This window comes from Paractinoplanes aksuensis, from assembly GCF_024137025.1.
GTDB classification, from domain to species: Bacteria; Actinomycetota; Actinomycetes; order Mycobacteriales; family Micromonosporaceae; genus Actinoplanes; species Actinoplanes aksuensis.
Genome location: NZ_JAMYJR010000039.1, coordinates 164614 through 184834, shown reverse-complemented (window position 1 = coordinate 184834; position 20221 = coordinate 164614). Strand labels below are relative to the sequence as shown.

Below are 20221 nucleotides of genomic sequence, written 5' to 3'. Positions count from 1 at the left end.
AACGCAAAAGGGCCGCCCCGGTCGGGGCGGCCCTTTCTGCTGAGCTGACTAGGCGATTTCCACCTTGCGGCGGGTGCGCAGCCACAGGAGCGGGCCGCTGAGCAGGTAGGCCGTGACGACCAGGACGAAGGTCAGGCGGGCGTCGACCAGGGCGCCGACCGCCGGCACCAGCCAGAGCCAGGCCGGCAGGCGGACCAGGCGGGCCAGCTTCGCGTACGGGAAGCTCGAGACCATCGCGAAGGCCAGCAGCGCCACCCCGCCCAGCAGCACCCCGCCGGGCAGCGGCAGGTCGATCAGCACGGCCAGCGCGAGCACGGCCGCGACCAGGGTCGTCGGCACGCCGCAGAAGAACTTGCCGTCCTTGGGCGAGACGTTGAAGCGGGCCAGCCGGATCGCGGCGCAGGCGGCGACCAGCATGCAGGCCACCGCGGCGGCCGGCGTGGGCACCGTGTGGGCCAGCGAGGCGTAGACGACCACGGGCGCGGCCAGGCCGAACGAGCACATGTCGGCCAGCGAGTCCATCTGGGCGCCGAACGGGCTGCTGACGCCCAGCTTGCGGGCCAGCGCGCCGTCGAGACCGTCGAAGGCCACGCAGGCGACCAGGAAGGCGGCCGCGAGCTGGACCTCGCCCTGCATGGCGAGCAGGATCGCGAACAGGCCGAGGCCCAGGCTGGCCAGGGTGCAGGCCTGGACGACGGCGAAACGGACCTTGCGGGCCGTGGTGTGCTCACCGGGCAGCAACGAGATCTCGGTGGCCTCTTCGACCGGGGCCGGGATCGCCAGGTGCGGGGCGATCAGGCTCGTGGACCGGCCGTGCTCGGCACCGGTGTAGATGACTTCGGCCCGGGTGGCGGTGGCGGCGCGGCCGGACTCGGCCCGGCGCCCCACGCGCACCATCAGGGCCTGCCGCGCGAGCGTTCCGCTGCGGCGCAACCGGCCTGCCCAACGACGACCGGCGGGACGGGGACTATCCGTCGAGCGACGCCGGCGCCAAGGGGTTCTCGGCACGTGTCTCCTCCATGGGATTCAGGTGACCCACCGTGGTTGCGGCGGGCAACGGCCCGGTAGCCCCTCGCACATGGGGCCCGGGGAAATGTGCGGGTAACACCATCGCACAGCGAGTCGACCTTGGCGAGAAGCCGAATCGTCGGTCTTTGGCCCGTTCGCTCCGCCGCCTCATCGGAGACGACGAAGGGGACAGGTCACTTGCCTCACCTCTCCCTGAGCCGATTTTACCTCGCGCGTTCCGCTCCTACCCGTTCTACGGCGGTGGCGGCCAGTTCGGTCAGGCTCAGACTCCTGGCCTGGGCGAGCGTGAACCACCCCGCCTCGGCCGTCGATCCGCCCGCCTCCTCGGTCACTACAGGTTCCGTCGGCAGGTCGATCGAAACCCTGAACAGGACACGGATGACGTGCCAGTCGATCGGCACCCCTTCCGGCCCGAGCGCTGCCGGGTCGTGGCGGTGCGACATGCCGAGCAGCCCGGTCACCCGGCCGTGTTGCGAGGTTTCCTCGATCAACTCGCGGGCCAGCGCGGATTCGGGGGTCTCGCCGTGGTCGGTGCCGCCGCCGGGCAGGTGCCACCGACCGGCGCCGGGATACCCCGGGGCGATCTTGGTGAGCAGGATGCGACCGGCCGGGTCGGTGGCTGCCGCGTACGCGCCGAAGCGCTGCACGCGGGCCGGCCGGAGCAACTCCTCGTCGCCATCCGGTTTGTCCGACTCGACGGCCTCGCCGACGCCCAGGACCGCGGCCGTGAAGGGCATGAGCGGCAGTTCAGACAGATCGGTCTGTGCGATCCACTCGACATGCTCGGTCGTGCCCCCGGTTTCGAAGCGCAGGGTTCCGCCGGTCACCCGCACGTCGTAGATGACCCGGTCGGTGTGTTCGAGCTCGCCGCCCGGCAGCCGGAAGACGTCGGCCGTCACGGAATGCAGGCCGTCGATGCGTACAGACAGACCGGTCTCCTCGCCGAACTCCCGCATCACCGTGTCATCGGGGTGCTCGCCCTGCTCGACGCCACCGCCGGGCAGGGTCCAGAGGCCGGGAAAATTGCTCAGCGACGAGTTCCGGGCGAGCAGCACCCGCCCGGCCTCGTCACGGCTGATCCCGTACGCGCCGACGCGCCTGATCTTCACGAGGCCTAGATTAGTCCCGCTTTGCGTAGTGCTTCGGCGGTGACCTCGGTCAGCTCGTCCTCGGGCAGGTCGGCGACCTGCTTGACCGGCACCCAGCGGGCCTCGGAGGTGGATCCGCCCACGTCCTTGACGTCGACCTCGGTCGGGTCGTCCACGATCACCCGGTAGAAGGCGCGGACGCCGTGCCAGTCGATCGGGTAGCCCTCGGGCCCGAGCGAAGCCGCGTCCCGATGGCTGGCCACGCCCAGCAGCTCGACCAGCCGGCCCTCCTGGCCCGTCTCCTCGACGAGCTCACGGATCAGCGCCGGGCCGGGCTGCTCGCCGTAGTCGGTGCCGCCGCCGGGCAGGTGCCAGCGCCCCTCGCCCGGGTAGCCGGGGGCGATGCGGGTGAGCAGCAGACTGGCGTCGTGCGGGTCGGTGGCGATGGCGTACGCCGCGAACCGCTGGGCCCGATGCAGCCCGTCCGGCCCGGGATAGGCGTAGAAGGACGGGAACGTGGGCGCCGGCTCGGGTCGCAGGTCGGCCGAGGCGCTGCCCAGCCCGAGCGCGTTCGCCGTGAACTGGCGCAGCTTGAGCCGCCCGGCCTCCTCGAGCGTGTGCCAGCGGGCCAGGTCGGTGGGGTGGCCGACCCGGTCGACCAGATTGCCGCCCCGGATCGAGACCGAGTAGATGAGGCGGTCGGTGTGGATGGTGACGCCACGGTGCGGCAGGGCGCGCATGTCGGCCAGCACATCGCGGAGCCCGGTGACTGCGACGGAGAGGCCGGTCTCGGCGGCCGTCTCGCGCACGACGGTGTGGTTGGGATCTTCGCCGTGGTCGACGGCGCCGCCGGGCAACGACCAGACGCCCGGCGTGCCGGAACGACTGGAGGCGCGGACGAGCAGCACGCGGCCGTCGTCGTCGGTGGCAACGGCGTAGGCGGCGATCCGGCGGAGCGGTTCGAGTGCGGGGGTCACAGGGCGGCATTCTGCCCGGATTATGTGAACTCCAGAAAACGTCTGTCGGATTCCTGACAGGTGGTTAGCGCTGCGTAATTGCTGATCAGAGCCCTTCCCTGCACAAAGCGCTCGTGATCCACCACACAGCGTAATGGCTAAATCAGGGTCTCTCTCGGGGTGCTCACCGAGGTCGCGAGGGATGCCTCGGAGCCACCATAGGGACATGACACAGCTCCCCCACGGCAGCTCCGAGGCGCCGTACAAGCAACTTCGCCGGCCTCTGGACGACCGTCTCGCCGCGGGCGTCTGCAGCGGCGTCGGCCGCTACTTCGAGATCGACCCGGTGCTGGTGCGGGTGGCGTTCGCGCTGCTCGCCGTGATCACCGCGGGGCTGGCCCTCGTCGCCTACCCGATCATGTGGTTCCTGATGCCGGAGGAGACGACGCCCACCCCGCCGGTGTGGCGCGACCCGAGCGACCCCACCTGGGGCCGCCCGGTCAGCTGACGCGCCGTCACTCCCACTCGATGGTGCCCGGCGGCTTGCTCGTGACGTCGAGGACGACCCGGTTGATGTCGCGCACCTCGTTGGTGATCCGGGTCGAGATCTTGGCGATCGTCTCGTAGGGCAGGCGCGACCAGTCGGCGGTCATCGCGTCCTCGCTCGAGACCGGACGCAGCACGACCGGGTGGCCGTACGTCCGCCCGTCGCCCTGCACGCCGACGCTGCGCACGTCGGCCAGCAGCACCACCGGGAACTGCCAGACGTCGCGGTCGAGACCGGCCGCGGTCAGCTCCTCGCGGGCGATCAGGTCGGCCGCCCGCAGCAGGTCGAGCCGCTCGCGGTCGACGGCGCCGATGATGCGGATGGCCAGGCCGGGCCCCGGGAACGGGTGCCGCTGCACCATCTCTTCGGGCAGGCCGAGTTCGGCCCCCAGCGCCCGCACCTCGTCCTTGAACAGGGTGCGCAGCGGCTCGATCAGCGCGAACTGCAAGTCGTCGGGGAGGCCGCCCACGTTGTGGTGGGACTTGATGTTGGCCGTGCCCGTGCCGCCGCCCGACTCGACCACGTCGGGATAGAGAGTGCCCTGCACGAGGAACTCGATGTGGCGCTCGTCGTCGAGCTCGCGGGCCGCCGCCTCGAACGTACGGATGAACTCGCGACCGATGATCTTGCGCTTCTGTTCCGGGTCGGTGACGCCGGCCAGGTGGCCCAGGAAGACGTCGGACGCGTCGACCACCTTGAGCCGGATGCCGGTGGCGGCCACGTAGTCTTTCTCGACCTGTTCCGCCTCGCCCGACCGCAGCAGCCCGTGGTCGACGAAGATGCAGGTCAACTGGTCGCCGACGGCCTTGTGGACGAGCGCCGCGGCCACCGCCGAGTCGACCCCGCCGGACAATCCGCAGATCACCTGCTTGTCGCCGACCTGGGCCCGGATCGCGGCCACCTGGTCGTCGATGATGTTGCCCGGGGTCCAGGTCGGCTCGAGGCCGGCGATGTCGTAGAGGAACCGCTCGAGCATGCGCTGGCCCTGCTCGGTGTGCGCCACCTCGGGGTGGAACTGCACGCCGGCCCGCTTGGCGGTCAGGTCTTCGAAAGCGGCCACGGGGGCGCCCGGGGTCGAGGCGGTGACCGCGAAGCCCTGGGGCGCGACCGCGACGCTGTCGCCGTGGCTCATCCACACCGGCAGGTCGTCGGGCAGCTCGCGCAGCAGCGTGCCGCCCTGAGCGGTCAGGTGGGTGCGGCCGTACTCACGCGAGCCGGTGTGGGCCACCGTGCCGCCGAGGGCCTGGGCCATGGCCTGGAAGCCGTAGCAGATGCCGAAGACCGGGACCTCGTTGTCGAACAGGCCGGGGTCGAGCACGGGCGCGCCGGGCTCGTAGACGCTGGACGGGCCGCCGGACAGGATGATCGCGGCGGGGTTCTTGGCCAGCATCTCGGCCACGGGCATCGAGTGCGGGACGATCTCCGAATAGACCCGCGCCTCACGGACGCGGCGGGCGATCAGCTGGGCGTATTGAGCGCCGAAGTCGACGACGAGAACCGGGCGGGGAGTACTCACCCGCCGAGTTTACCGTTGGTGACCCGCAGGTTCCCGGCCCGGTCGTACGCCCGCACCTGTACGCTGCGTGCCTTCGCGGGCACAGCGAATCGGCCCGAGGCCCCAGCCTTACGGACGGTGACCCGGCCGTTGACGACCAGTTCGAGCCGGGCCACGCCGGACGGGTCGGCGGCCCGGGCCGTCACGGTGCGCCCGGTCTTCGCCAGCTGCACAGCCGGCCCGGCGTTGTCGGCGCGCACGTTACGGCGTACCACGGTGAGGTTGCCCCGGCGGTCGTAGGCGCGCAGCTCCAACGGCACCGTGGCCGTGTTCGGGGCCGACTGCCAGGCGAACGAGTACGGCGCGGTGGTGTCGGTGGCGACCAGGCGGCCCCCGGCATACAGCTCGACCCGCGAGACCCCGTGCTGGTCGGACGCGGCGGCGGTGATGGCGACCCGGCCCCGGACCAGAGCGCCGAGCGCACCGAAGGCCACCGCGGGCCGGGTGACGTCACCGTCGATGGGCAGGGCCCGCAGCGCCGCCGGCACGTCGATCCGGCCCGACGGCAGCACCCGCGAGGCCACCAGCGCGGCCCGGATCTGCGCGGCCGACGGCGCCGGGTCGGTCGCCGCCAGCAGACCGGCCACCCCGGCCACGAACGGCGTGGCCGACGAGGTGCCGCAGTACGGCCCGATCAGCCCGGTCGGGCCCTGGGCCGAGTTGCAGCCGGGCGCGGTCACGTCGACCCAGCTGCCGTAGTTGGACCAGTCGTAGCGGCTGCCGGACGGGGTGATGCCGCCGACCGCCAGCACCGACGGGATGGCCGCCGGGAAGTGGGCCGACGAGACACCCCGATTGCCGGCCGCGGCGACGACCAGCGCGCCCTTGCCCTCGGCGTAGTCGACGGCGTCGCGCAGCAGCGGGCTGTCGTCCGAGCCGCCCAGCGACAGGCTGATGATCGAGGCGCCGCGGTCGGCGGCCCACCGGATGCCGAGCGCGATGTCGGTGTAGCTGCCGCCGCCCTTGGCGTTGAGCACCTTCACCGGCAGGATCCGGCAGTACCAGCAGACGCCGGCGATCCCGGTGCGGTTGTTGCCGGACGCGGCGATCACGGTGGCGGCCATGGTGCCGTGACCGTTGTCGTCGGCCGCGTTGCTGTCGTGGTTGACGAAGTCCTTGCCGGGCAGCAGACGGCCGGCCAGGTCGGGCAGCGGGCTCACACCGGTGTCGACGACGGCCACGATCACCCGGGACGAGCCGCGGGTGGACGCCCACGCCTCGTCCACGCGGGTCTGGGTCAGGCCCCACTGACCGGCGAAAGCGGGGTCGGAGGGGCGGACCGGGGCGGCCTGGGCCGGCGCCGCCACCAGCATCGACGCGCCCACGAGCAGACCGGCGACCAGCTTGCGCATGGTGAGGACCTCACAAAGTAAAAGAGCCGGCCACGATGGCCGGCTCTTTCACGTTCGGTCCGTACGGTGACCGTCCGGGTTGTTCCCCGGAGCGGTCCGGGTGCTAGCGGGTGTAGCTCAGCTTCACCGAGTTGGTGTAGTTGCCGGCCTTGTCGTAGCCACGCACCTGCACCGTGAACTTCGACGGCGCCGAGGTGGCGGCGAAGGTGAACGGCTTGACGACGGTGCGGGACTGCGTGGCCTTGCCGTTGATCAGCAGCAGCCACTTGCCCATGCCGCTGGCGTCGGAGCCGCTGAACTTGATCGTCACCGTGCCCTTGAGCTTGGTGCCGCTCTTGGGGGCGTAGGTGATCTTCGTGGCCGGGGCCTTGTTGTCAACGGTGACGACACCCTTGACGACCTTCTGGTTGTTGGCCTTGTCGAAGATCCGCAGCTCGATGTTCGTCTTGCCCGAGTAGCCGGCCGTGTTGAACATGATCCCGTAGGGCGCGTTGCGGCTGTAGTTCTTGTAGACGCCGTTCACGTAGAGCAGCGACTTCTGGATGCCGGAACGGTCGTCCTTCAGGTTCACCGGGCGCACCGCGATGCTGCCCCGGGCGAAGCCGCCGTTGGGCGTGATGCCGGTGGCGGTCGGCGCGATGGTGTCGGTCGGGATGTCGAACGACGCCGAGGCGTCGACCAGGCCGTACGTCACGCCGGGCACCTTGCGGGCCGAGGCGCCCTTGTAGATCGAGCTGGCGATCGACCAACCGGTGTAGCTCGGGTTCTTGGTCTTCACCAGGGCGGCCACACCGGCGACGATCGGCGCCGAGAACGACGTGCCGCTGGTGCCGGTGTTGTAGTTGCCGTAGCGGTCCATCGTCATCACGTCGCCCACCGCGGCCACGTCGACCCACGTCGCGCCGGACGCGTTGTAGGACGAGTACGGCGTACGGGTCTGCCAGCCGACGGAGCAGGCCGGCTGGGTCGCGAAGTTCGCGCAGCGGTTGGTCGCGGCCACCGTCACCACGTCGGGGTAGGCGGCCGGGTACTGCGGGATCGAATTGCCCTCGTTACCGGCGGCGGCGACCACCACGGCGTTGTTGATGTTGGCGTAGGCCACCGCGTCCTGCATGACCTTGGAGCCGGGACCGCCGAGCGACAGGTTCAGGATCCGGGCGCCGTTCTTGACGGCCCAGATGATGCCCTGCGCGACGTCGCTGGCCGTGCCCGAGCCCCGGTTGTCCAGGACCTTGACCGGCATGATCTTGCAGGTCCAGCAGACGCCGGCCATGCCCTTGCCGTTGTTGCCGCGCGCGGCGATCAGCGCGGCGACCGAGGTGCCGTGACCGCGGTCGTCGGCCGGGGACTTGTCGTTGTTGACGAAGTCGTGACCGGCCACGGTGGCGCCGGCCAGGTCACCGACGGGGTTGACGCCGGTGTCGATGACGGCCACGACCACGCCGGACCCCTTGGTCACGTCCCAGGCCGCGGGCGCCTTGACCGCGTACATCTCGTTCTGGACCCGGAAGGACGGGTCGTTCGGGATCGTGTCGAACTCTTTGAGCTGCACGTCCTTCTCGACGTAGGCGACGTTCGGGTCGCTGCGCAGAGCGGCGATGACCGAGGCGCTGCGGCCGCTCGACACCGTGACGCGCGAGGCGTTGATCTCGGCCAGCGTCGACTGTGAGGTGGCGGAATCGGTGGTCCGCAGGCCGGCCGCGGACAGCGACTTCGCCGAGGCCGCCTTGGCCACGCCGGCCTTGTAGCCGACGATGAGTCGGACGGGCGTGTTGGCGGCGGCCGCGGTCGTGCCGGCCTCGTCGGCCGCCAGGGCCCAGGTGGTCACGCTCGTCATCGACACGACGACGGCGGTGGAGATGAGACCGACGGTCACCCGTCGCTTGTTGAGCTTCATTGAAGCGTTTGCCTCCCCCGTTGATTCGCGGCGGTCAGCGTACGGGTGAACTGGGGTTATGCCAGTACCCGTTTCACATTGCGAGATCTTGGGCCATTGAGCTGCCGTTCCCGCTGCCCTACTGTTCCGGCATGCGGAACAAGAGGGTCGGTATCGCGGTGGCCGGCGCGGCCGCCGTGGCGCTTCTCGCGGGCGGGGGCATCGCCTGGGCAGTGCGCTCGGGTTCGGACAAAGCTACAGCAACGCCACCGTCGGCCGCTCCGCCGGCACCGTCGGCCGAGCCCACGACGCCGCCCCCGTCGCCCGGCGCCGACGTCGAGGGGCCGCTCGACCTATTGCTCATCGGCGTCGATACCCGCGTCTCGATCCCGGGCTGGGAGCCGCACGCCGACGCGATCATGCTGATGCATGTGGAGCGCGGGCTCGACAAGGCGTACCTCTATTCGCTCCCCCGCGATCTGCGGGTGAAGGTTCCGGGTCACGGCACGCGCAAGGTCACCGAGGCCATGAGCGTCGGCTCCCGGGTCGAGGGCAGCAAGCAGCCCAGCACCGAGAAGGGCTACCAGCTGCTCACCCGCTCGCTCACCGCGTACACGGGGATCAAGCAGTTCCAGGCGGGCGCGATCCTCAACTTCGGCGGGCTGGACAAGCTGACCGACGAGCTCGGCGGCATCGACCTGGTGGTCGACCAGCGGGTCGAGTCGCGGCACCGCAAGCCGGACGGCTCGTTGCGCCCGCTGCGCGGCGGCGACTACGTCGGACCGCAGGCCGTCTACGAGCCCGGGCGCCGGCACCTGACGGGCTGGCAGGCGATCGACTACGCCCGGCAGCGCTACGGGCTGCCCGACGGCGACTACGACCGGCAGCGGCACCAGCGCCAGCTCGTCGGCGCGCTGCTGACCAAGGCGCTCGGCGAGGGCTTCGACACCGACCCGGCCAAGGTCGGGCCACTGATCGAGGCGCTCGGCGACACCTTCGTCTACGTGGGCGGGCGTAAGCCGGTCGAGTATGCCTACGCCCTGCGCAACCTCTCCCCCGACAAGATCACCCGGGTCAGCCTGCCCGGCCGCGGTGTCGGCCGGGGCGGCGGCTACCTGGGTGAGCAGTTGACCGCGGAGGGCAAGGGATTCGTCGACGCGGTGGCCGACGGTAAGGCCGCCGCTTATCTGGCCAAGCACCCCAAGCTCATCGACAAGTGATCAGGGCTTGGCCGGCTTGCCGGTGGTGAACAGCCAGGACTGGAAGAGGGCGTCCAGCTGTTTACCCGACACCTCTTCGGCCATCGCGATCAGGTCGTCGGTGCTGGCGTTGCCGTCCTTGTGCTCGCTGGTCCAGCGCTTGAGCAGCTGGTCGAAGGCGGCGTCGCCGATCGTCCGGTGCAGCGCGTAGACCGTCATGCCACCGCGCTGATAGACGGCCGAGCCGAAGATCCGCGCGGCGCCGGGGTCGCCGGCCTCGCCGCCGGGCTGGTCCCACGGGTACGAGTTGTAGACCCGGTCGAAGCTCTCGGCCAGCGTGCGTACGCCCTTGTGGTCGTCCCACAGCCACTCGGAGTAGGTCGCGAAGCCCTCGTTGAGCCAGATGTCCTGCCACTTCTCGAGGGCCACGCTGTCGCCGAACCACTGGTGGGCGAGTTCGTGGGCGACCACCGACTCGTTCGGGGCGCCGTTGAAGAACGCGGGACCGTAGACCGGCCGGCTCTGCGTCTCGAGCGCGTAGCCGATGTTCCGGTCGTCGACGGCCACCCCGCCGTTCGCGTCGAACGGGTAGGGCCCGAACTTGGTGGCCAGGAAGTCGGTGATCTCACCGGTCTTGGCCAGCGACCGCGCGGCCGGCCCGTCGGCGGGCAGCGACTCGGCGACGGCCACCACCATCGGCTTGCCGTTGTGGGTGGTGGTCGTCATCCGGTACTGCCCGATCACGACCATGGCCAGGTAGCTGGCCATCGGCGCGCCCTCCGACCAGCTCCAGGTCGTCCAGCCGGCCGCGGTGCGGGTCGGGCCGGGCACCCCGTTGCTGATCGCCTCGACCCCCTCGGGCACGGTCATCTCGAGCTTGAAGGTGGCTTTGTCGGCCGGGTGGTCGTTGACCGGGAACCAGGTGCTGGCCGACTCGGGCTGGCCGAGCGCGACCGCCCCGTCCGGGTTGTGCAGCCAGCCGCCCTCGCCGAGCACCGCGTTGCCGAGCTGACCCGGCTTGCCCCCGTACTCGACGACCACGGTGAACGGGCGGCCGGTGACGATTCCCTCGGCCGGGGTGATCACGAGTTCGGTGCCCTCGGCCTTGGACGACGCACGGACGCCGTCGACCGTCACGTTCTTGGCGGCCAATCTGGACAGATCGAAGTTGAACCGGGAGAGATCCTGGGTGGCCGTGGCGGTGATCGTCGCGGTGCCGCTGAGCTCGTCGGTCCGCGGGTCGAACCGCAGCTTGAGGTCGTAGCCGGCCACGTCGTAGCCGCCGTTGCCGTACTTGGGGAAGTACGGGTCGCCGATGCCCTCGGCGCCCGGCGCGAACGAGGGCGCGGGCGCCGACGAGCTCCGCGCGGTGACCGGCTCCTCGTCACCCGAGCAGCCGGTCACCGCCAGCGCGGCACAAAGAACTGCAGCAACACCCGTACGCCTCATAGGCGCGAGGTTAGCGCTGCCGCCCGAAAGGACGGGGAAAGGCCTCAGCGGTCGAGGACCAGCGCGACCTTCTGGAACTCTTTGACGTCGCGGTAGCCGCACTTGGCCATCGCCCGCCGCAGACCGCCGAACAGGTTGAGCTGGCCGTCGGCGCGGTCGGCCGGGCCGTACAGCAGCTCCTCGAGCGTGCCGTCGGGCTCGCCGGCGATGCAGAAACCGCCGCGGGGCAGCTGCGGGTGGCTGGCCGACGAGTGCCACCACGCGCCGCCGGCCGGGGCGCCCTCGGCCAGCGACAGCGGCTCGCCGAGCATCACCGCGTCGGCGCCGCAGCCGATCGCCTTGGCGATGTCGCCCGAGGTCGAGATGCCGCCGTCAGCGATCAGGTGCACGTAGCGGCCACCGGTCTCGTCGAGGTAGTCGCGGCGGGCGGCCGCGGCGTCGGCGATCGCGGTCGCCATCGGCACCCGGATGCCGAGCACGGTGTCGGTCGTCGACCACTCGTCGGCGCCGACGCCGACAATGACGCCGGCCGCGCCCGTGCGCATGAGGTGCAGCGCGGTCTTGTAGTCGGTGCAACCGCCGACGATGACCGGCAGGTCGAGGTCGGCGATGAACTCCTTGAGGTTCAGCGGCTCGTCCGTCGTGGACACGTGCTCGGCGCTGACCAGCGTGCCCTGGATGACCAGCAGGTCGACGCCCGCGTCGAGCACCACCGGGGCCAGCGCGAGCGTGTGCTGCGGCGACACCCGGACCGCGACGGTGACGCCACCCTCGCGCATGACGCGCACCCGCTCGGCGATCAGCTCGGGCCGGATCGGCTCCGAGTAGACCTCTTGCAGGCGCCGGGTGGCGTCGGCGTCCTCGTCGAGCGAGGCCAGCTCCTCGAGGATCTTGCTCGGGTCCTCGTAGCGGGTCCACAGGCCCTCGGCGTTGAGCACGCCCAGGCCGCCGAGCCGGCCCAGGGCGACCGCCGATTCCGGGCTCATGGTCGCGTCGGACGGGTGCGCGACGCAGGGGATCTTGAAGGGGTACGCGTCGACGCGCCACTCGGTGGACACGTCGTCCACGTCGCGGGTGCGCCGGCTCGGGACGATGGCGATCTCGTCCAGGTGGTACCCCCGCTGGGCGGTCTTGCCGAGACCGATCTCCACTACGTCGCGCATGACTGAGTCCTTCTAATTTATTTAGCGGGAGTGGTAGTTCGGGGCCTCGACGGTCATCTGGATGTCGTGCGGGTGGCTTTCCTTGAGGCCCGCCGCGGTAATCCTGATCAGCTGGCCACGCTGCTGCAAGTCGGGGATCGTCTCGGCCCCGGCGTAGCCCATGGCCAGCCGCACGCCACCGACCAGCTGCGCCACCACGCGCGAGAGCGGGCCGCGGTAGGGCACCTGACCCTCGACGCCCTCGGGAACGAGCTTCTCCTCCGGCACATCATGCTGGAAGTAGCGGTCCTTCGAGTACGACTTGGCCTGACCCCGCGACTGCATGGCGCCCAGCGAGCCCATGCCCCGGTAGGACTTGTACTGCTTGCCGTTGACGAAGATGAGGTCGCCGGGGCTCTCTTCGGAGCCGGCCAGCAGGCCGCCCAGCATGACCGTCTCAGCCCCGGCCACGATCGCCTTGGCGATGTCGCCGCTGTACTGCACGCCGCCGTCGGCGATCACCGGCACGCCGAACGGGGCACAGGCGCGCTGCGCCTCCATCACGGCGGTGATCTGCGGGACGCCGACCCCGGCCACGATGCGGGTGGTGCAGATGGCGCCCGGACCGACACCGACCTTGACCGCGTCGGCCCCGGCCTCGGCCATGGCCTTGGCCCCGGCGTAGGTGGCCACGTTGCCGCCGACGATGTCGGTGGTGGTGTCGCGCTTGAGCCGGGCGATCATGTCGAGCACCTGGCGCTGGTGACCGTGCGAGGTGTCCACGATGATCACGTCGACGCCGGCGTCGATCAGGCCGCGGGCCCGCTTGTAGGAGTCGTCGCCGACCCCGACGGCCGCGGCGACCCGCAGGCGGCCCTGGTCGTCCTTGGTGGCGTTGGGGAACTGCTCGGACTTGGTGAAGTCCTTGACCGTGATCAGGCCGCGCAGCCGGCCGCTCTCGTCGATCAGGGGCAGCTTCTCGATCTTGTGCTGCTGCAGCAGGCCGAGCGCCTCGTCCTTGCTCACGCCGACGCGGGCCGTGATCAGCGGCATCTTGGTCATGACGTCGCGGACCTTGGCGTTCTCGTCGCTGACGAAGCGCATGTCACGGTTGGTCACGATGCCGACCAGGGTGCCGTCGGCGTCGGTCACCGGCACACCCGAGATGCGGAAGCGGCCGCACAGCTCGTCGACCTGGCGCAGCGTGTCGTCCGGGCTACAGGTCACCGGGTTGGTGATCATGCCGGACTCGGAGCGCTTGACCAGGTCGACCTGGGCCGCCTGGTCCTCGGGCGAGAGGTTGCGGTGCAGCACCCCGATGCCGCCCTCACGGGCCATGGCGATCGCCATGCGGGCCTCGGTCACCGTGTCCATCGCCGCGGACAGCAGCGGGATGGTCAGGTCGATGGTGCGGGTCAGCCGCGTCCGGGTGTTCACCCGGCTCGGCACGATGTCCGATTCGCCGGGTTGGAGGAGCACGTCGTCGAAGGTCAGACCGAGCGGTACCAAGCGGGCCGAGTCAGATTCCACGGAGCATCCCTCAAAAATGGAAGACGAATGGTTCATCGTACCCATCCGTCCTCCACCGCCTCGCACGACGGACAGCACGTGCGGGCCAGCACACATCAGCCCGGGGTGAGTACGGTAAGGGGGTGCAAGATGAGCCCATCGACCCGTTCAACGGCGACCCGACCGACCCGGCCTCCGGGCTCGACGACCTCGACGAGGACGCCGAGGCCGAGCCGCTGACCGACGCCGAACGGCAGGACGTGCTCGAGGATCTGTCCGACCTCGAGATCTATCAGGCGCTCCTGAGCCCGACCGGCATCCGCGGCCTCGTGATCGAGTGTGAGGACTGCCACGAGCCGCACTACTTCGACTGGGATCTGCTGCGCGGAAATCTGCGCCATCTGCTGAGCAGCGGACGCCCGCGCGTGCACGAGCCGGCCTACGACCCCGACCCCGAGCACTACGTGACGTGGGAGTACGCGCGCGGCTACGCCGACGGCGTCCACGACACGCTGACCGAGGGCAACGAGGACGAAAAAGACTGAGGGGGCCCGAAGGCCCCCTCAGAATCAAGCAACCAGTCCGGCTCGGAAGCCCGCGGCCACCGCGTGTGCGCGGTCTCTGGCCCCCAGCTTCCGGAAGAGCCGCCGGGCGTGGGTCTTGACGGTGTCCTCCGAGACGAAGAGCTCCCGGCCGATCTCGGCGTTGCTCTTGCCGTCGGCCATCCCCCGCAGCACCTGCAACTCGCGCTCGGTGAGCGTGAGCCGCCGTCCCGCGGGCGCCGGGTCGGCCACCCCGACCTGGGTCTCGTTGCCGGGCCAGGCCACCATCGGCCGGCCGGTGGCCGGGTCGATCGGGGCGTCGCCACGCTGGGCCGGGACCATCGGCGCGTTGGGCCCGAGCACCGCCGGGACCGAGGCCGCGTTGGGCGCGCTCATGCCGAGCCCGCCGTTCTGATAAGCGGTCCGGGCCGCGGTCGAGTTGTTGTTTCGGACCCCGCCGGCCACGGTGGCCGGCTGGGCGTTGGCCCCGTTGATCGGCATGCCCTGCGGGCGCACCGGGAGCAGCAGCAGGAGCAGGGCCTTGGCCACGACGCTGACCAGGTCGTGCTCGACACCGCGGATGACACCACGGGCGCCGGCGGCGACGGCCGCCGCGGCCACCCGGGGGTCTTCGGCGCCGAACAGCACCAACTGCGCCTGTGGCGCGCGGGCCAGGACGCGCCGGGTGAAGCCGACGCTGTCGGGACGGGTCACGGCGGTGTCAGCCAGAACCACTTCAGCCGGCCGTTCAGCCAGGCGGATCATGGCCTCGGTCTCGCTGACCGCGGTCCGGACGACGCCGGTCATGCCGAGCCGGGCCGCGGTGGACGCGACGGTCTGGGCCGCCAGCGGGGTACGGACGCACACGAGGACGGTACGCACAGTGATCCTCCTTCTCTCTCAGAGGAGATCACGCGAGGGCCGCAGCATTACGCGCTTTAGATGGAAAAAATGGGAAAGATCGGTATGACTTGCCAGGCCGGTGTCATGCGACTTCAGAAGACATCGACAAGTTGCGTGTGAGCCGGGATTCACCGGGGTAACACGCCGACAGGCCTGAGCAAGGGCCCTCATGACGACACTCCGCGGTGCCGCGCGGGAGGAGGGTGTTCCATGTCGAACGTTCGCAGACTGCCCGGGCCCATCGCCGATCTTTGGGACTGGCAACGGCTCGGTTTGTGCCGAGGACGGGACAGTGCGCAGTTCTTCCACCCGGACGGCGAGCGCGGGTCGTCCCGCAACCGCCGCGAGGCCAAAGCCAAGAGCATGTGCGGCGCGTGCCCGGTACGGGCCGAGTGCGCCGCCCACGCCCTGGCGGTTCGAGAGCCGTACGGAGTCTGGGGTGGCCTCACCGAGGCAGAGCGGCTGCGGCTGCTCGCCGTCGGTTGGGAGGACACCGCCGACCGTCATCACGGACGTGTCGACCTTGCCCGGCTCGAGGCCCGGCTGGGCCGGCCCCACAAGTCAGCGGTGCCGGCACAACGACAGGCGCCTGCGGCCTGACGCCGTCGACCCCGAATCACCATGACGATCCGGTCTCCGTTCGGGGGCCGGGTCGAGTTGTCAGACGGCTCTTCATCAACCGCATTGGTGGACATGCAAGCCACCGTATGAGCGACTTGAACACGAACGACGGACCGCTGGTGCGGCCTTCAACTAATCGGCACTCAGTCGACCTCGACCTCGATGGAGTGCCAGCCCGCGGCCCCGTCGGGCGCCGGCGCCGCCGGTGTGCTCGTCTGCGTCGCCCCTGAGCCGTCGGTGGCCCGCACGCGCAGCCGGTGCCGGCCCGGCGTCGCCTGCCACCCGAAGCTCCACTCGCGCCACGTGTCGCTCGACACCGTCGCGGCCAGCGTGGCCTCGGCCCAGGGCGCGTCGTCGACCTGGACCTCGACCTTATCGATGCCGCGGTGCTGTGCCCAGGCCACGCCGCCCACAACCACGCTGCCGGGTTTACGCGAGGCGCCGTCGCGCGGCGTGTCGATCCGCGAGGCCGTCTTGATCGGCGCCTGCTGGGCCCACCCGCGCGGCACCCAGTAGGCGTCGAAGTCGCTGAACCGGCTCAGCTCGATCTCGGTGATCCACTTGCAGGCGCTGACGTAGCCGTACAGGCCGGGCACCACCAGGCGGGCCGGGAAACCGTGATCGACCGGCAGCGGCTCGCCGTTCATGCCGACCGCGAGCAGCGCGTCCCGCCCGTCCATCAGCACCGACGTCGGGCTGCCGCAGGTCCAGCCGTCGACCGAGCGCTGCACGACCTGGTCGGCGCCGGGCAGCGGATCCGCCTCGGCCAGCAGTTCCCGAATCGGGGTGCCCAGCCACAGCGCGTTGCCGACCAGGTCGCCGCCGACCTCGTTGGACACACAGGCCAGCGTCACGTACCGCTCGATCATGGGCCGCTGCAGCAGCTGCTCCCAGGTCAGGGTGATCGGGTTGCGCACCATGCCGTGGATGCGCAACTGCCAGGTCGCGGGGTCGACCTGGGGCGGGATCAAGGCGGTGTCGATCCGGTAGAAGTCCTTGTTGGGCGAGATGTACGGCGTCACCCCCGGCACCTGTACGCCGGTCGGCAGCGGCGGCGCGGTCTGCCGGGGCGCCGGCAGCACGACGTCGTTGCGGGCCGCGCTCACCGCCTGCCGCGAGCCCAGCCAGCGCCCGCCGAACCCCGCGACCGCCGCCGAACCGAAGGCGATGCCGAGCACCTTCAGGAAATACCGACGATCCTCCACGTACGCGGTGACGGGCGCAGCCGATGGCGGTGCTCCCGCTCCGGGGCCCGGACCGCCCACGCCCACCAGCACCGACGCCGGCGCCGGAACCGGCTCGCCCACGCGGTCGAGCAGCAGCCGCAGCACCCGGACGGCCAGCGCCGCCCCCACCACCGTCGGCAGCCAGGCGAAGACGCTCGCATCGTGCCGCGTCTGTGCGGCGGCCACGCCGATGGCCGCGAACAACCCGATCCCGGCCAGGCCCAGGCGCCACGACCGACGGGCGAGCACACCCACGGCGTACGCGTAGAGGGCGAGCAACACCCCCGTGCCCACGATCAAGGCGGTCTTGTCGTGCACCCCGAACACACTGATGCCGAAGTCCTTGACCGGCCCGGGCACGTTGTCGATCACCACGCCACCCACGGCCGGCAGCGGCGCCGTCACGGGCCCGGTCAGCACGGCCACCACCTCGGACGTGCCCACCGCCACCGCCGCGGCGGCCACCCCGGCCAGCCCGGCCCCCACCGAAAGCTTCACCTTCTCATCGTGCTCCCGGTGCGGGCCGGCGGCGACAGTTCAGGCCGTCGCGTAAGCAACCCGTAAGCAACGCCACATGCGAAGTTCCCGATCAGCGCGTGCGGAGGGCGCGGACGGCGCCGGCCCCGCACAGCACGGTGACGGCCAGCGTCGCGGCCAGACCGACCAGGCCGGTCTGGACGTCGACCAGGTCGTGGGCCAGCTCGTAGCCGATCCGGCTGGTCATGGCCAACCCGGCCGAAGCCACCAGAGCGAGGACGATCACCCTGCGCCACGGTCGCGGCGACGCCGACGGCGCGGTACCCGGCACCGGCTGCACCGGCTGCGGGATCTGGCCGGGGTCGCGGGCGGGCTGCTCGACCCGGACCGCGGCCGGGATCGAGGCGTCCAGCCGCTCGACCGCGTCCCGGGCCCCCTTGTACAGAGTGGGCTCGACAAAGACCACGATCCCGTCCGCGCCGACCAGGTGACGACCGCCGTCGGGCCAGGCCCGCATGATGACGCAGTCGTCGAAGCGCACGGTCACACGGTTGGTGTCCGAGACGATGCTGACGCCCTCGGCCCCGACGATCAGCTTCTCGTCGGGCGTGTCCCGCGAGCGGTAGCTCGTACCGGCCACGGCAGTCTCGGAGTGGGTGGGCGCGGCCGTGAAGCCGGCCCAGTCGGCCCGGGTGTGCGGGGTCATCAACAGCCCGGCCTCCCACGCCTCGGCCGCCACCTGAGCGATTTCGGCCGCAGTGACCGCACGCAGTCCGTCGATCACCTCGTCCGCCTCGAGCACCTCGCGTCCGCAGAGCAGGTTGAGCGCCTGGCCGGGCAGCCGCGCGCCCTGCTCGTCGGCGTGCCGCAGCGCCTCGGTCTGCTTCTTGACCACGGCGGCCACGTCGGCCTCGTCGATCCGGCCCACCCGCAGCCCGGCGAGCACGTCGACAAAACCGCCGAGCACGGCCCCCTGCTTGTCGGGCAGGGCATCGGCGACAGCGGTCACCTGCGCGTGGTCCACGCCGACCGGCTCGTAGGCAGCATGGGCGGCATACGACAGACCGCCCTCCTGGCGCAGCTCGCGGAACATCACCCGCTCGAGCACCCCGGCGAAGACGGCCGAGCGGGGCGCCCGGGGCACCAGGGCGTCCCAGACCAGCACTCCTGATCCGCCCGGGAACCAGGCCGGGGTGACGGGCAGCGCCGACGACATCGCCGGCGGCTTCCGGCGTACGCCGGTCGGCAGGTCCAGTCGCAGGCCGGCCGGCACTTCGTCACCGGCGACCCACAGCACGGCGTTCTCCCGCGTGAAGTAGCGCTGCACCCAGTCCCGCAGGTCGTCCTCGGTGATCGCGGGCAGGCCCCACTCGGGATAGCTGGGCAGGCCGTAGTCCCGCGCTCCGTGCCGCCACAGCCCCATCGGGTCGGCCGGGCCGGAGCTGCGCCCGTTCGCCTCGGCCCGCAGCAGGTCCTTCTCGACGGCGAGCCGGTGCATCGGCAGGCCGCGCAGCGAGGTGCAGACCGCCGTGAGGAACTCGCCGAGTTCGTCGGCCGAACCGTGCATGTGGAAGAACGTGTACTCGACCCCGGTGGCGCCGTTGTAGTGGTAGTCGGCCACTCCCGTGGAGAAGAGGGCCAGATGCTCGATCAGGTGGGTGATGCCGCGCCGGGCCAGCGGCTCGTCGGCGAATCCGACCCGGAAGGCCAGGCCGGCATGCCCTGCTCCGGCCGCCGGGGCCAGCAGGGCCGGCACCCCGTCGATCTCGATCTGCTTGATCATCGGGCCGCTCCGGCCAGTGCGCGCCGGCGGTGGTTGCGAATCTGCTCGGCGGTGTCGCCGCCGAGGTACTGCCAGGGGTATTCGGTGGCCAGCTCGCCCAAGAGAACGAAGAGCCGGGCCGCCGACCGGCGGTCGTTGAGCAGGCTGAAGACGAAGGCGAAGGCGCTGGTGGCCTCGACCCAGCCGTTGTCGCGGCCGAAGTCCGGGTGCAGCACCGACCTGTCGGCCGCCTCCTGGAGTTCGCGGCGGACGGAAGCTCCGTTGAGGTACGCCGTCCGGGTGCCGGCCGGCAACTCGAGCCAGTGCTCGATATGGGCCTCGGCGACCAGCACGCCCTGCGCGGCGCCGGGCGGCGCCGCCAGCATCTCCGCGCGGGCCCAGGGATGCAGCAACTCCCAGCTTCCGCCCCACTTGGGACAGAGCTGCTGCAGCATCTGGAACTGGGCCGTCAAGTTGTGCGGGTCGAGCGCCTTGACCCGGTCGTAGCGGCGCCGGGCCTCGGCCAGGCCCAGCTCGAGGCCGCGGGCCGACACCAGGCGGGCGGCCCAGATCGCCGGATCGCGGGGGTTGCGGGCGGCCCCGTCGATCAGCACCGCCTCGGCCTGGCGCAGCCAGGCGTGGAACTCCTTGAACTGGTCCCGGCTCACGTGCTCGGCGCCGTAGGACGACCGGGCTTTCCAGCCGATGTCGATGAGGCAGTGACCGAGCATGGCCGCGGCCGTCCCGTCGGCCGGATCGCGGTCGAGCACCTCGCGCAACACCTGCTCGGACCCGTCGGCCGATCCGCCGTGCCGGACGATCTTGGTGCGCGCCGACGGCGACAGGTTGTCGACCACGGCGCGGACACCGGTCCAGTCCTTCGCGGTCAGCCGCGCGCGCACGGCGGCTATCTCCGGATAAGCGTCCGCGGGATCCAGAAGGACGTTATCTGACCCATTCACGGCGGGGAGCATAGACGATCTTGATC

17 protein-coding genes are annotated in these 20221 nt (G+C 71.0%); 4 read left to right on the top strand and 13 right to left on the bottom strand.

Annotation, left to right across the window (positions count from 1 at the left end; translation table 11 throughout):
• Positions 1 to 48: 48 nt before the first annotated feature.
• The 3 genes from M1L60_RS34920 to M1L60_RS34910 all read right to left on the bottom strand — a co-directional run bounded on the left by M1L60_RS34920 (position 49) and on the right by M1L60_RS34910 (position 3094).
• Entirely contained in the window at positions 49 to 933 is an 885-nt protein-coding gene (locus M1L60_RS34920; RefSeq protein ID WP_253241815.1) for a CDP-alcohol phosphatidyltransferase family protein, read from the bottom strand.
• Between the two features lie 299 nt (positions 934 to 1232).
• Positions 1233 to 2138 (bottom strand): NUDIX hydrolase, encoded by a 906-nt coding sequence (locus M1L60_RS34915; protein ID WP_253241814.1) that lies wholly within the window; start codon positions 2136 to 2138, stop codon positions 1233 to 1235.
• Between the two features lie 5 nt (positions 2139 to 2143).
• Positions 2144 to 3094: an NUDIX hydrolase gene (locus tag M1L60_RS34910; RefSeq protein ID WP_253241813.1), complete on the bottom strand. Its 951-nt coding sequence runs from the start codon at positions 3092 to 3094 to the stop codon at positions 2144 to 2146.
• A 205-nt stretch (positions 3095 to 3299) separates the two neighbouring features.
• Between M1L60_RS34910 and M1L60_RS34905 the strand changes: the two genes are divergently transcribed.
• Complete coding sequence (locus M1L60_RS34905; RefSeq protein ID WP_253241812.1) at positions 3300 to 3581, top strand: PspC domain-containing protein; 282 nt, start codon at positions 3300 to 3302, stop codon at positions 3579 to 3581.
• A 7-nt stretch (positions 3582 to 3588) separates the two neighbouring features.
• Here the strand turns inward: M1L60_RS34905 and guaA are convergent, their stop codons facing one another.
• The 3 genes from guaA to M1L60_RS34890 all read right to left on the bottom strand — a co-directional run bounded on the left by guaA (position 3589) and on the right by M1L60_RS34890 (position 8403).
• On the bottom strand, positions 3589 to 5136 hold the full coding sequence (gene guaA / locus M1L60_RS34900) for a glutamine-hydrolyzing GMP synthase (RefSeq protein ID WP_253241811.1): 1548 nt from the start codon (positions 5134 to 5136) through the stop codon (positions 3589 to 3591).
• On the bottom strand, positions 5133 to 6527 hold the full coding sequence (locus M1L60_RS34895; protein ID WP_253241810.1) for a S8 family serine peptidase: 1395 nt from the start codon (positions 6525 to 6527) through the stop codon (positions 5133 to 5135). Before M1L60_RS34895 ends, guaA begins: the two co-directional genes overlap by 4 nt.
• Before the next feature lie 103 nt (positions 6528 to 6630).
• Positions 6631 to 8403, bottom strand: coding sequence for a S8 family serine peptidase (locus M1L60_RS34890; protein WP_253241809.1), 1773 nt, complete (start codon positions 8401 to 8403; stop codon positions 6631 to 6633).
• Positions 8404 to 8555: 152 nt separating this feature from the next.
• On the opposite strand from M1L60_RS34890, the gene M1L60_RS34885 reads away from it, so the two are divergent.
• On the top strand, positions 8556 to 9623 hold the full coding sequence (locus M1L60_RS34885; RefSeq protein ID WP_253241808.1) for an LCP family protein: 1068 nt from the start codon (positions 8556 to 8558) through the stop codon (positions 9621 to 9623).
• Here the strand turns inward: M1L60_RS34885 and M1L60_RS34880 are convergent, their stop codons facing one another.
• Genes M1L60_RS34880 through guaB form a run of 3 tightly spaced genes read right to left on the bottom strand, consistent with a single transcriptional unit; the run spans position 9624 to position 13768 of the window.
• Positions 9624 to 11051: a M1 family metallopeptidase gene (locus M1L60_RS34880; protein ID WP_253241807.1), complete on the bottom strand. Its 1428-nt coding sequence runs from the start codon at positions 11049 to 11051 to the stop codon at positions 9624 to 9626. It lies immediately after the preceding gene.
• A gap of 44 nt (positions 11052 to 11095) precedes the next feature.
• The gene (locus tag M1L60_RS34875) at positions 11096 to 12214 is read right to left on the bottom strand and encodes a GuaB3 family IMP dehydrogenase-related protein (RefSeq protein ID WP_253241806.1); all 1119 of its coding nucleotides are present in this window, start codon (positions 12212 to 12214) and stop codon (positions 11096 to 11098) included.
• A gap of 21 nt (positions 12215 to 12235) precedes the next feature.
• Entirely contained in the window at positions 12236 to 13768 is a 1533-nt protein-coding gene (gene guaB, locus M1L60_RS34870) for an IMP dehydrogenase (protein WP_438862185.1), read from the bottom strand.
• Between the two features lie 77 nt (positions 13769 to 13845).
• Between guaB and M1L60_RS34865 the strand changes: the two genes are divergently transcribed.
• Positions 13846 to 14247 (top strand): DUF5319 domain-containing protein, encoded by a 402-nt coding sequence (locus M1L60_RS34865; protein WP_253241804.1) that lies wholly within the window; start codon positions 13846 to 13848, stop codon positions 14245 to 14247.
• A gap of 24 nt (positions 14248 to 14271) precedes the next feature.
• Here the strand turns inward: M1L60_RS34865 and M1L60_RS34860 are convergent, their stop codons facing one another.
• Positions 14272 to 15126 carry a response regulator transcription factor gene (locus M1L60_RS34860; protein WP_253241803.1) on the bottom strand — a complete coding sequence of 285 codons (855 nt, stop codon included), beginning with the start codon at positions 15124 to 15126 and terminating at the stop codon, positions 14272 to 14274.
• Positions 15127 to 15357: 231 nt separating this feature from the next.
• On the opposite strand from M1L60_RS34860, the gene M1L60_RS34855 reads away from it, so the two are divergent.
• The gene (locus M1L60_RS34855; protein WP_184953664.1) at positions 15358 to 15747 is read left to right on the top strand and encodes a WhiB family transcriptional regulator; all 390 of its coding nucleotides are present in this window, start codon (positions 15358 to 15360) and stop codon (positions 15745 to 15747) included.
• Positions 15748 to 15911: 164 nt separating this feature from the next.
• Here M1L60_RS34855 and M1L60_RS34850 read toward each other — a convergent pair whose 3' ends face one another.
• The 3 genes from M1L60_RS34850 to M1L60_RS34840 all read right to left on the bottom strand — a co-directional run bounded on the left by M1L60_RS34850 (position 15912) and on the right by M1L60_RS34840 (position 20195).
• Positions 15912 to 17492 (bottom strand): molybdopterin-dependent oxidoreductase, encoded by a 1581-nt coding sequence (locus M1L60_RS34850; RefSeq protein ID WP_253241802.1) that lies wholly within the window; start codon positions 17490 to 17492, stop codon positions 15912 to 15914.
• 91 nt (positions 17493 to 17583) lie between these two features.
• Positions 17584 to 19254: a M16 family metallopeptidase gene (locus tag M1L60_RS34845; RefSeq protein WP_253241801.1), complete on the bottom strand. Its 1671-nt coding sequence runs from the start codon at positions 19252 to 19254 to the stop codon at positions 17584 to 17586.
• Positions 19251 to 20195, bottom strand: coding sequence for a hypothetical protein (locus tag M1L60_RS34840; protein ID WP_253241800.1), 945 nt, complete (start codon positions 20193 to 20195; stop codon positions 19251 to 19253). The genes M1L60_RS34845 and M1L60_RS34840 overlap by 4 nt, the downstream gene beginning before the upstream one ends.
• Positions 20196 to 20221 lie beyond the last annotated feature (26 nt).

Coding starts and splice junctions, on each gene's coding strand:
- M1L60_RS34905 (WP_253241812.1), top strand. CDS start 3,300: ATGACACAGCTCCCCCACGGCAGCTCCGAGGCGCCGTACAAGCAACTT.
- M1L60_RS34895 (WP_253241810.1), bottom strand. CDS start 6,527: ATGCGCAAGCTGGTCGCCGGTCTGCTCGTGGGCGCGTCGATGCTGGTG.
- M1L60_RS34885 (WP_253241808.1), top strand. CDS start 8,556: ATGCGGAACAAGAGGGTCGGTATCGCGGTGGCCGGCGCGGCCGCCGTG.
- M1L60_RS34880 (WP_253241807.1), bottom strand. CDS start 11,051: ATGAGGCGTACGGGTGTTGCTGCAGTTCTTTGTGCCGCGCTGGCGGTG.
- M1L60_RS34875 (WP_253241806.1), bottom strand. CDS start 12,214: ATGCGCGACGTAGTGGAGATCGGTCTCGGCAAGACCGCCCAGCGGGGG.
- guaB (WP_438862185.1), bottom strand. CDS start 13,768: ATGGGTACGATGAACCATTCGTCTTCCATTTTTGAGGGATGCTCCGTG.
- M1L60_RS34855 (WP_184953664.1), top strand. CDS start 15,358: ATGTCGAACGTTCGCAGACTGCCCGGGCCCATCGCCGATCTTTGGGAC.
- M1L60_RS34845 (WP_253241801.1), bottom strand. CDS start 19,254: ATGATCAAGCAGATCGAGATCGACGGGGTGCCGGCCCTGCTGGCCCCG.